Origin of the sequence: Luteimonas sp. TWI596 (assembly GCF_039674105.1) — a bacterium.
Lineage (GTDB): Bacteria > Pseudomonadota > Gammaproteobacteria > Xanthomonadales > Xanthomonadaceae > Luteimonas.
The window spans coordinates 23,056-34,185 of record NZ_JBDJMU010000029.1; the positions used below are offsets into that span (position 1 = coordinate 23,056).

Genomic DNA, 11,130 nt, shown 5'->3' on the forward strand with positions numbered 1-11,130 from the left:
CCCGTTCACCATCGGGCGTCGCGGCGGCAGCGCCGGGTTACGGCGCCGCGGGTGCCTCGGGGCGATGCTTCACATAACGGTCGAGCCAGGCGTTGGTCTCGTAGAGCATGTGCAGGATCGATTCGCGCGCCCGGTAGCCGTGCGATTCCTTGGGCAGCATCACCAGCCGGGCATTGCCGCCCAGGCCCTTGATCGCCGCGAACATGCGCTCGCTCTGCATCGGGAACGTGCCCGAATTGTTGTCCTCCTCGCCGTGGATCAGCAGGATCGGGTCCTTGATCTGCCCGGCGTAGTTGAACGGCGACATGCGCAGGTAAGTGTCCTGCGCCTGCCAGTAGTTGCGCTCCTCGGCCTGGAAGCCGAACGGCGTGAGCGTGCGGTTGTAGGCGCCACTGCGCGCGATGCCGGCGGCGAACAGCCGCGAGTGCGCCAGCAGGTTGCCGGTCATGAACGCGCCGTAGGAATGCCCGCCGATCGCGATCCGGCGACGATCCGCCACGCCGCGGCGCACGACTTCATCCACCGCGGCCTCGGCGCTGGCGACCAGTTGTTCGATGTAGGTATCGTTGGGCTCGGCATCGCCCTCGCCGATGATCGGCATCGACACGTCGGCAAACACCGCATAGCCCATTGCCAGGAACGCCTGCGGCCCCCAGTAGCCGACCGCGTTGAAGCGGTACGGCGAATCGGTCACCTGACTGGCGGCATCCGCGGACTTGAACTCGCCCGGATAGGCCCACATCAGCAGCGGCAACGGGCCGTCGCGCTGTGCGTCGTAGCCCGGCGGCAGGTACAGCGTGCCGCTCAGGTCGACACCGTCCTTGCGCTTGAAGCGGACCAGCTCCTTGTGCACGTCGCGCAGCTGCGGCGTGGGATGCGCGAACGCGGTCAGCGCTGCCGGTGCAGCATCGGCGTCGTCCAGGCGGCGCAGCAGGAAGTTCGCTGGCTCGGCCGGCGTTTCGCGCGTGGTCAGCAGCCGCGTGGCCTGCGCATCGAGCACCGCGACCGGTGCCTCGTAGGCCGGCGCCTGCGAGTGGAACAGCCGCTCGGTACGGCCGTCGGCCAAGTGCTGGCGGTCCAGGAACGGCCGGTCGCCTTCCTCCGACGCGCCGTCGCCGATGCGGTAGATGCTCTGGCCATCGGCCGCGATCAGCAGCCGGCGGTTGCCGTTGTCGTCGGGCATCGTCACCGCCATGCCCGGGTCGGCGTAGCGGTCCTCGTACGACCCGTCGCGCACCAGCACCGGCGTGGCGCCGCCGTCGGGATGCAGGCGCCACTCGCGGATCCGGCGCGTTTTCCACCAATACTCGGTCAGCAACGCAAGATCGCCAGTGCCCCACTGCGTGCCGGCGTAGCGCATCGACAGTTGCGCAAGCGCAGTCGGCTTTGTGCGGAACGGGGCAGCCTGCGCGTAGACGATGTCGCGCACCGCGACCTCGCGCGCCGGATCGCCGCCGTCCTGCGCCTCGGCCCAGACCAGCGTCGCCGGCGCGTCGCTGCGCCAGGCGACCGAACGCACGCCGGTGGGCACCGCATCGTTGCCAACCGGCAGGCCCTCGACCAGCGGCAGGCGCGCCACCGTGTGCTGGACCGCACCGTCGAGTCCGATCACCTCGATCCGGCGCGGGAAGCGGGTATACGGCACCTGATAGGAGAACGGCCGGTCGATCTGCTGGCGCAGCAGATGACGCCCGTCGGGCGAAGCGGTGGCGCTGACGGTCAGGCCGGGCGCGCCGATCGGCGACACCGTGCCGTCGAGCGACACGCGCGCGAGCTGGCTGGTCATGTAGTGCGCGAACACCCGCGCATCCTGCTCGCTGCGCAGCAGGTCCTGGTAGGTCCGCAACTGCTGCACCGTGCCGCCGGCGCCGGTCTCCTGGACATTGGGGCCGGCCGGAACGCCATCCTCCTGCGGCGCGGCGCCCTGCCCTTGCGGACGCAACCGCACCAGCAGCGACTGCCCATCGGGCATCCATTCGAAGCCGTTGCCGACGACCGCATTGAGCGGCTGGGACAGCAGGCGTCGCGCCTGACGCGTCGCCACGTCGACCAGCCACAGCTGCACTTCGCCCGCGTGTGTGTCGACCTGGCTGAAGGCGATGTGGCGCTGGTCGGGCGACCACAGTAGCGAAGCCAGCGACAACGGCTCGGGCAGGCCGGCGATGCGCTGCTCGCCGCCACCGTCGATCGGCTTGAGCCAGACATCGCTGACGTACGAGGCGCGGCTGGCCGAGTAGGTCTTGGGATTGATCCGGATGCCGCCGAGCTTGAGCTCGGGTTGCGAGACTTCGGCAATCGACGGCAGCGCGGGCGTCTGCAGGAAAGCGGCCAGGTCGCGCTTGGGGCTCAGCAGCAAGCGCGGCGGACGCGGCGCATCGACGATCGCGCGCAACGCTTCGGGCGGCAGTTGGTAGCCGCCGTCCTCGGCTACGACTGCCGGCGCGGTCTGCGCGAACACGGGGGAGCCACCAAGCGAGGCGACGAGCAAGGTGGCGGAGACGGCGAGAAACAATCGGCGACGGGCAGTCGTTGCAGTCATCAGAAGTCGATCCGAAAAAACGCACAAGGCTGTCGAGCATACCTGTCGTGTCGCGCTGGGCAGCGGATGCGTGCCCGGGACCGACGGGACTTGCGCTGTATCGCAAAGCGGTCACTACGCCCGCGTAGCACCGCACCAGGGCCGGACCGCAAAGGCAGCCGGCGCAGTCGGCACCTGAACATCAGCCTTGCCTCGCCCAACGGGCGCGCCCCAGGTCCTGGCCGCCTCCAGTGGCGAGCTGCGATAGAATGGCGGTCCGCCTCGCCGAGGGGCGCTGCGACCATCGCGTGGCTTCGTCCACGACCCGTTCCGCACAAGCGGACGCCTCGATGGCCAGGCTCGGCGCAGGTGCCCTGCGAACGGCGCCCGTCATCGCGAATGCATCGATCGCATTCCGTACGGAGCATGCAATGAACGCACAGTTGAAGTCCGGCGCCGCGCGCGCTTTCTCCCAGGATGGCGACTACAAGGTCGCCGACATCTCGCTGGCCGACTGGGGCCGCAAGGAACTCGACATCGCCGAGCACGAGATGCCGGGCCTGATGTCGATCCGCAAGAAGCACGCCGCCACCCAGCCGCTGAAGGGCGTGCGCGTGACCGGCTCGCTGCACATGACCATCCAGACCGCGGTGCTGATCGAGACGCTCAAGGACATCGGCGCCGACGTGCGCTGGGCCTCGTGCAACATCTTCTCGACCCAGGACCACGCCGCCGCCGCGATCGCCGCAACCGGCACGCCGGTGTTCGCCTGGAAGGGCGAGACGCTGGAAGAGTACTGGGACTGCACGCTCGACGCGCTGACCTTCACCCTGCCCGACGGCACCCTGACCGGACCCGAGCTGGTGGTCGACGATGGCGGCGACGTCACCCTGCTGATCCACAAGGGCTACGAGCTCGAGAACGGCAGCAAGTGGGTCGACGAGCCGGCCTCCTCGCACGAGGAGCAGGTCATCAAGACCCTGCTCAAGCGCGTGGCCAGCGAGCGTCCGGGCTACTGGACGCGCGTGGTCGCCGACTGGAAGGGCGTCTCCGAGGAGACCACCACCGGCGTGCACCGCCTCTACCAGTTGGCCCAGGCGGGCACGCTGCTGGTGCCGGCGATCAACGTCAACGACTCGGTCACCAAGTCCAAGTTCGACAACCTCTACGGCTGCCGCGAGTCGCTGGCCGACGGCCTCAAGCGCGCAATGGACGTGATGCTGGCCGGCAAGGTGGCGGTGGTCTGCGGCTACGGCGACGTCGGCAAGGGCTGCGCCGCCTCGCTGCGCGCCTATGGCGCCCGCGTCGTGGTGACCGAGATCGACCCGATCTGCGCGCTGCAGGCGGCGATGGAAGGTTTCGAAGTCAACACGATCGAGAGCACGCTCGGCCGCGGCGACGTCTACGTCACCACCACCGGCAACAAGGACATCATCACTGCCGAGCACCTGCAGGCGATGAAGGATCAGGCGATCGTCTGCAACATCGGCCACTTCGACAATGAGATCCAGGTCGATGCGCTCAAGGCGCTGGCGGGTGTGCAGCAGATCAACATCAAGCCGCAGGTCGACAAGTACGTCTTCCCCGACGGCCGCGCGATCTTCCTGCTCGCCGATGGCCGTCTGGTGAACCTGGGCTGCGCCACCGGCCACCCGAGCTTCGTGATGTCGAACTCGTTCGCCAACCAGACCCTGGCCCAGATCGACCTGTGGGCGAACAAGGACCGCTACGAGAAGAGGGTCTACCTGCTGCCCAAGCACCTCGACGAGGAAGTCGCACGCCTCCACCTGGAGAAGATCGGCGTCAAGCTGACCAAGCTCACCCAGGCCCAGGCCGACTACATCGGCGTGCCGGTCGAGGGGCCGTTCAAGCCGGACCACTACCGCTACTGAGCGACCGTACCGCTGCAGCAACACGACGAACGGGCGCCTCGCGGCGCCCGTTCTCGTTGGTGGGCCAGCCCGCCCGGCCCGGCGGCTCGCCTACGGCAGCGAGGCGTTGAACTGGATCTGCTGCCCCGGCACGAGCCGATCGCTTTCGATCGCGACTGTCAGCGAGGCGATTGCATGCGGCCCGATGCAGGCCGAGGCAGAACGCTCGGCATTCGGCAGCAAGCCCTTGAGTGACGTGCCCAGACGGTGGCCGTCAACCGCGGACCAGGCGTCGTAATAGATCGGCGCCACGCCTTCGTTGCGCACCGACATCTGCACGCATTCGCCATCGCTCGCCAGCGCCGTGATCCGGAACGCATAGCCCGTGGCCATCGCGGCCTCCCGGATGCGGGCACGCGTTTGATAGCCCGGCTGGTCGTTGCCGATCATGTAGCTGATGCGGTACTGCGAGACGAACGATTCGAAGCTGCGCCCCCACGGGCCGTCGACGTTCAGCACGTTCTCCTGATCGTAGTCGCTGTAGTAGTTGAACTCACCACCCGCCGGGCTGTGCTGGTAGCGGGTGTCGCCGAAGAACAACCAGGACGCGCGGTTGTATTCGCTGTTGCTGCTCGAATGCGTCTCATGCATGAAGGAGTCGTCGAACAGCCCGAAGCGCAGCTGTCGCAACGACGGCACGGCGGAGAACGGCGAGTAGGTGCTGCTGGCCGCGTCGATCGACAGCGACCAGGAGGTCTGCGTGAACGTCGCGCCCAGGTGCTCGAGAAACTGCTGCTGGAAGGCTTTCGATGGGAACGTGCGGCCCAGGGTCAACGGCCCGTCCCACAGGTGATACTCGGCATAGGAGCCGACGCCGACCTGCAGGAAGGCCAGGCGCGGGTCGAGGTCGTAGCGCTGTGCGAACTTGGTATAGAAGTCGAGAATGAAGGCCCGCAACGTGGCCGAGCGCCAGTCGGGCACGAAGGTTTGCTCGCCCTCCACGCTCCTGTAGTCGATCACGTGGTCGGCGGCGTTGGCGACGTGGCTGGGGATCGAGATCGTGGTGTGGCCGGGATAGGTGTCGTGGAAGCGCACGATCATCTGATGGCCGCGTGCCGCCGCCGATGCCAGCCGGGCGTCGACCTGCGACCAGTCGTAGGTGCCAGGTCCGGTGACGACGTCGCTGTACTTGAAGTAGGCGAACTCCAGTTGCACGTCGTCGCCGAGCGCCGCCAAGCCTGACGCGTTGTCGTTCCACAGCACGATGCCGGTCATCGGCTGCACCCGATCGATCGTGGCCTGCAGTGGAACCGGCGTATAGGCCGCAGCGCCGCGTCGGCGCACATCGCGCTCGCACACCGGCGTCGCTGACTTGGCCAGACGCACGGCCTGCGTGCGGCCCGAGACCTGGACTGGAGTGGACGACGAGAGCGAAGCTCCTCGCAGCTCCACCGGATCGGGCAGTCCCGCACTGGATGTGCCGGTGACCGCCAGCAGGATCGCCGACGCCGCGCAACGCAACAGGTATCGATGGTGCTCCATGATCTACCCCTCCTGTCGCCAGCGTGGGATCGCAACCGGTCCAGGGGCGACGCCCGGACCGGTCGCACAAGACGCCTTCAGAACCGGTAGCTCAGCCCCAGCGTGACCGAGCGGCCATACCGGTAATAGCCCTGCGACAGCAGCGGGTTGCCGTTGATGCTGGACGTGTTCTCGTCGTCGAGCAGGTTGCTGCCCTCCAGTGAGATCGTGAAACGGTCGTTGACGGCGTAGGACGCATGCGCGGTCAGCCAGGTGATCGGATCGGCTTGCTCGTTGTAGCCCTCGCCGAGCACGTTGATTGCAGTCACGAAGCCATCGGTGTGGTCGGCGGTGGCACCGATCGACCAGGGGCCCTTTTCGTACATCAGGCCCAGCGAGTACACCGACGGCGCGATGCCCTCGAGCGGGCGCTCGAACTCGCCGACCCAACTGCGCGCCCAGTTGCGGGTGTACTGCGCGCGGAACCCGAAGCCGTTGTCCCAGAAGTGCTGCAGACCCGCCTCGATGCCCCGGACCTTGGCGTAGTCGCCATTGATCGGGCGCATGACGTTGAACAACGTCGGACCGGTGCTCACCGGCGTGCCGTTGGCATCGACGATCGGGCCGACCCCGATGTCCTGGCCCGGTTCCCAACTGGTGGTGATCTGGTTGGTGATGCGCTTGTAGAACACGGCGACGTTGAAGATCGAGCGATCGGTGAAGTACCACTCCAGCGACAGGTCGCCTTGCTTGGCGCTGTAGGGCTGCAGATCGACGTTGCCGCCGTAGATTTGGGTGAACTCGCCCCAGGACACGCTGGCCGTGGTGTTGGTCGGCGCCAGCGTGTCGACCGGCGGCCGGGCCATGGTCTTGGCGGCGCCCACGCGCAGTTGCAGCTCGTCGGTGAAGCTCCAGATGAAATTCGCCGACGGCAGGTAGAAGGTGTAGTCGCCCTTCTGCTCGATCGCGCTGGGCGTGTCGTAGACCGCGGTGTAGTTGAACGCACCGTTCTCGATGATCTGCAGGATCTTGGCGTCCCAGGCCTGCGACGTCGTATCGGTCTTGACCACACGCATGCCGACATCGCCGCGCCAGCGCTCGCCGGCGAAGTCGGCCTGCACGTAGAACGCGTTGGTCTTCTCCGAGACGCGGTAGCTCTCGAGCGGATTCCACTGCGGCGCCGCGTTGGAGAAATCATAGGGCGTGCCGTCGGCTCGCGGCCGGCCATCGTACTGGGCGAGGTGGCCCAGGTAGTTGGGCACGTCGAAGGCGATGAACGACCTCGGGAAGACCGCATGGACCCGCGTCATGAAGTTGGGCAACGCCAGCGACTGCGAGATCACGCCCGCGCCCAGGTCGCCGACGTTGATGGCGTTGTCGCCCGAGTAGTAGTCCGCGCCGCCGTTGAGGGTGTTGTTGATCAGGTCGCGCGACTTCTTGCGATCGGTGACGTTGACGCCGAAGCGCAGGCGGTCGAAGACCGATCGCCCGACGAACAGTTCGCCGCCCAGGGCACCGCCAGTGATTTCGTCGACGATGTTGTCGCCGCGCAGCTCCATGTAATGGGTGTTGAAGTCCGACGCACCGAAGCGGCCGGCATCGAACCCGTCGGCCAGCGAACGACCGTCGTCGAAGTCCACGCGCACGTTGGGCATCGCGGCGCCGCTCAGGTCGATACGGGCGGTGTTGGGCTGGTTCATGCGCAGGACCACGTAGGAATCCTGGCCACCTGAGTAACGCTTGGAGGTCGAGCGGTAGATGTCGGCGGTGAGCGTGAAGTCGTCGTTGACCTGCCACTGCGCGTTGGCCCCGTACAGATCGGTGTCGACCACACGGTGCTCGGTCATGTTGAGCAGTTCCGGGTTGAGCCGCAGCTCCGGATCCGGGTTGTCCATCGTGAACCCGGTGACGATGCCGTTCTGGACGGTGATGTCGGACCAACGGCCTGGCGCGAACAGCGGATAGTAGGACTGCTGGTAGCCGACCTGCGGCGAATCGAGGCGCGTGGTCAGACCGTCCACCGTCAGCCGGAAGCGGTCGCTGGGGCGCCATTCCAGCTTGCCCGAAAACGCCCGTCGCTTCTTTTCTTCGATGATCGAGCCGGCGCGAAACTGGCCCGGCGCGATCAGTCCGTACTCGTCGGGGTCGAGTTCGCCGTTGCCGTTCGGGTCGATGTTGCCGCCCCAGGCGTTGCCGGACCAGGTCTCGTCCGTCGGGTCCGGATTGCGGGTCCAGCCACCGTCGTTGCCGGCGATGTCGGTGCGGTCCCGGCGCTTGCCGTACACCACGCCGAGCAGCACGCCAACAGTGTCGTCGGCGAAAGTGTTGCTGTAGGTCGCCGAGAACTTGTGACCGTTGAGATCGGACATCTGGTTGCGATCGCCCTCCACCCGGACGATGCCGTGCTGGCCGGTGCGATCGAACGGGCTGGCCGAGCGCAGGTTGATCAGGCCGCCGATTGCGCCTTCGGTCAACGACGACTGCGCGCCCTTGATCACGTCCGCGCCGCTGATCACGTCCGACGGCAGGACGTCGAACGCGAAGTCGCGACCGGCACCATCGGTCGCCAGCAGGCGACCGTTGAATGTGGTCAGGGTGTACTCGGGCCCCAGACCGCGCACGCTGACCTTCTGCCCCTCGCCACCGGCGGTGCGACTGATCGAGACACCGGTGATGTGGCTCAACGAGTCGGCGACGTTGTCGTCGGGGAACTTGCCCAGTTCCAGGGCGCTGATCGAATCCTGGACGGTCGCCGCGTCACGCTTGAGCTCGACCGCCCGGGCGAGGCTGCCACGGACGCCGGTCACGATCACCGTGTCGAGCGACTCGATCCGCTCGCCTCCTGGCACCTCAGGATCGTCGACGTTCTGGACCTGGGCCGACACGCCGGCCGGCACCAGAAGTGCCAGCGCGATGCTGCAGAAAAGCGGATTGCGATGCGGACGAACGGTCTTCACGGAAGCATCCTCGATGTGGGTGGCTGTGGGGGCGACCTACAAAACGAAATCCAGCCTAAATGATGTTTCGTTTGGCATCAACATTTTCTTGTAACGAAATATGGGACGACCGGTGCCGCATCGCCGGTTGCTACGGCCCTCAGGCCAAGAGGCACGCTCGCGCTCTGATGGCGCGTGCGGAGGGCCGTAATCCAGGCCCACCATCGCCTTGACGCTGGACGATCAGCCGCACGCGCACGGGGCCGGGGGCCCTCACAGTGCCGCAATCGAATTCATTCTTATCAGAAACGAAAGAAAACATTGCTAAGCGATGTGTTTCGTCGCAGACTCTCCCTGCGCCCCGGATGCGCCTTTTCACCAGGCCCGCCGCTCCGCCCACACGATGGATGCCAAGCGGCGCCTGCCCCCCCCTTTTCGACACGAGGACCGCGATGCACGCCCTGCTCGAGCTGGTCGCCCGCCATACGCGTGGCGATGGTGCCGGTATCCCCTCCATCTGCTGCGCCCACCCCTTGGTGCTGGAGGCCGCGCTGCGCCATGCCCAGCGCCACGCCCTGCCGCTGGTGCTCATCGAGGCGACCTGCAACCAGGTCAACCAGGACGGCGGCTACACCGGCATGACCCCGGCCGACTTCGTCGCCTTCGTCGGCGACATCGCCCGGCAGGTCGGCTTCGATCCGGCGCGCATCGCGCTCGGCGGCGACCACCTGGGCCCCAATCCCTGGACCGCGCTCGAGGCCGAGGCGGCGATGGCCAAGGCCGAGACGATGGTCGCCGCCTACGTCGCCGCGGGCTTTCGCAAGCTCCACCTCGACTGTTCGATGACCTGCGCGGACGATCCGGTGCCGCTGCCCGAGGCGACGATCGTCGAACGTGCGGTGCGGTTGTGCCGCGCGGCCGAGGCCGCGCATGCCCGGGCCGGCGGCGAGCCGCCGGTCTACGTGATCGGCACCGAGGTGCCGGTGCCCGGCGGCGCGACCGAGGCCATCGACGGCTTGGCGGTCACTGCGCCCGCGGCGGCGCTGGCGACGATCGAGGCCCACCGGGAGGCGTTCGCAGCCGCCGGCCTGCAAGCCGCGTGGACGCGGGTGATCGCCTCGGTGGTGCAACCAGGCGTGGAGTTCGACCACCACCAGGTCATCGACTACGTGCCGGCTGCCGCACACGCCCTCAGCGCCGCGATCGAACAGGTGCCGGGCCTGGTGTTCGAGGCGCATTCGACCGACTACCAGACCCCCGAGGCGCTGGCCGCGCTGGTGCGCGATCACTTCGCGATCCTCAAGGTCGGCCCCGGCCTGACCTTCGCGCTGCGCGAGGCGTTGTGGGCGCTGGATGCGATCGAGCGCGAGTGGATCGCGCCGGACCGGCGTGCGCAGCTGCGCGAGACCGCGCTGGCACGCATGCGCGCCCAGCCCGGCCACTGGCAGCGCTACTACCCCGCCCAGGGCGAGGCACTGACCATCGACCTGCAATACAGCTTGAGCGACCGCATCCGCTACTACTGGCCGGACCCTGCGATCGAGGCGGCCTGCCAGCTGCTGTTCGCCAACCTGCGCCACAGCCCGCCACCGATGCCGCTGGTCGGCCAGTACCTGCCACAGGCGCTGCGCGCCCTGCGCGCCGACCGCACCCCGCTCGATCCCGCCACCCTCGTGATGGCCCACATCGCCATCGCCCTCGACGACTACCGCCATGCCTGCGTCCCCGATGCCCAGTCCTGACCTTCTCGGCCTGCCCGAACCCGACCTGGCCGCCAGCGGCGCGCTGTGGACCGCGCGCGAGATCGAACAGCAGCCGCGCATGCTCCTGCGCACCCAGGCGCTGGTCGCCGGGATGGCCGAGCAGCTCGCCGCCTTCATCGCGCCGGTGTCGGGCGACCCGACGGCGCGGGTGATCCTGACCGGTGCCGGTACCTCGGCCTATATCGGCGAATGCCTGGCGCCGTGGCTCGACCGGACCCTCGCTGCGCGCGTCGATGCGGTGCCCACGACCGACCTGGTCAGCGCGCCGCAGCTGTATCTGGATCCGGAGCGCCCGCTGCTGCTGGTCTCGTTCGGACGTTCTGGCAACAGCCCCGAGAGCGTGGCGGCGGTCGAGCTGGCCGAGGCGCTGGTCGCCGATGTGCGCCACCTGGTGGTGACCTGCAACGCCTACGGTGCGCTGGGCCGGGTCGCGGTGCGGCGGTCGATGACCCTGCTGCTGCCGCCCGAAACCCACGACGTCAGCTTCGCGATGACCTCGAGCTTCAGCTGCATGATGCTCG

Annotated in this window: 6 protein-coding genes and 1 riboswitch; of the genes, 3 read left to right on the plus strand and 3 right to left on the minus strand. The window is 67.7% G+C overall.

Annotated elements, in window-relative coordinates; translation table 11 throughout:
- Positions 1–37 precede the first annotated feature (37 nt).
- On the minus strand, positions 38–2,539 hold the full coding sequence (locus ABE487_RS16020) for a prolyl oligopeptidase family serine peptidase (RefSeq protein WP_346452640.1): 2,502 nt from the start codon (positions 2,537–2,539) through the stop codon (positions 38–40).
- Between the two features lie 260 nt (positions 2,540–2,799).
- Positions 2,800–2,914: riboswitch (S-adenosyl-L-homocysteine riboswitch) on the plus strand.
- Positions 2,915–2,949: 35 nt separating this feature from the next.
- Between ABE487_RS16020 and ahcY the strand changes: the two genes are divergently transcribed.
- Complete coding sequence (ahcY, locus tag ABE487_RS16025; RefSeq protein ID WP_346452639.1) at positions 2,950–4,410, plus strand: adenosylhomocysteinase; 1,461 nt, start codon at positions 2,950–2,952, stop codon at positions 4,408–4,410.
- 90 nt (positions 4,411–4,500) lie between these two features.
- On the opposite strand, the gene ABE487_RS16030 is transcribed toward ahcY, so the two are convergent.
- Positions 4,501–5,931 carry a hypothetical protein gene (locus tag ABE487_RS16030; RefSeq protein WP_346452638.1) on the minus strand — a complete coding sequence of 477 codons (1,431 nt, stop codon included), beginning with the start codon at positions 5,929–5,931 and terminating at the stop codon, positions 4,501–4,503.
- A gap of 77 nt (positions 5,932–6,008) precedes the next feature.
- A complete protein-coding gene (locus ABE487_RS16035; RefSeq protein ID WP_346449574.1) occupies positions 6,009–8,867 on the minus strand; it encodes a TonB-dependent receptor in 2,859 nt (952 codons plus the stop codon).
- A gap of 431 nt (positions 8,868–9,298) precedes the next feature.
- On the opposite strand from ABE487_RS16035, the gene ABE487_RS16040 reads away from it, so the two are divergent.
- Together ABE487_RS16040 and ABE487_RS16045 are read left to right on the plus strand one after the other, a co-directional pair.
- A complete protein-coding gene (locus ABE487_RS16040; protein ID WP_346452637.1) occupies positions 9,299–10,588 on the plus strand; it encodes a D-tagatose-bisphosphate aldolase, class II, non-catalytic subunit in 1,290 nt (429 codons plus the stop codon).
- Positions 10,560–11,130 (plus strand): SIS domain-containing protein (locus tag ABE487_RS16045; protein WP_346452917.1); only part of this gene is annotated, 571 nt, incomplete at its 3' end. The genes ABE487_RS16040 and ABE487_RS16045, both read left to right, overlap by 29 nt.

Bases quoted from the DNA above. Each gene is read 5' to 3' on its own strand.
- ahcY (WP_346452639.1), top strand. From the start codon at position 2,950: ATGAACGCACAGTTGAAGTCCGGCGCCGCGCGCGCTTTCTCCCAGGAT.
- ABE487_RS16030 (WP_346452638.1), bottom strand. From the start codon at position 5,931: ATGGAGCACCATCGATACCTGTTGCGTTGCGCGGCGTCGGCGATCCTG.
- ABE487_RS16020 (WP_346452640.1), bottom strand. From the start codon at position 2,539: ATGACTGCAACGACTGCCCGTCGCCGATTGTTTCTCGCCGTCTCCGCC.
- ABE487_RS16040 (WP_346452637.1), top strand. From the start codon at position 9,299: ATGCACGCCCTGCTCGAGCTGGTCGCCCGCCATACGCGTGGCGATGGT.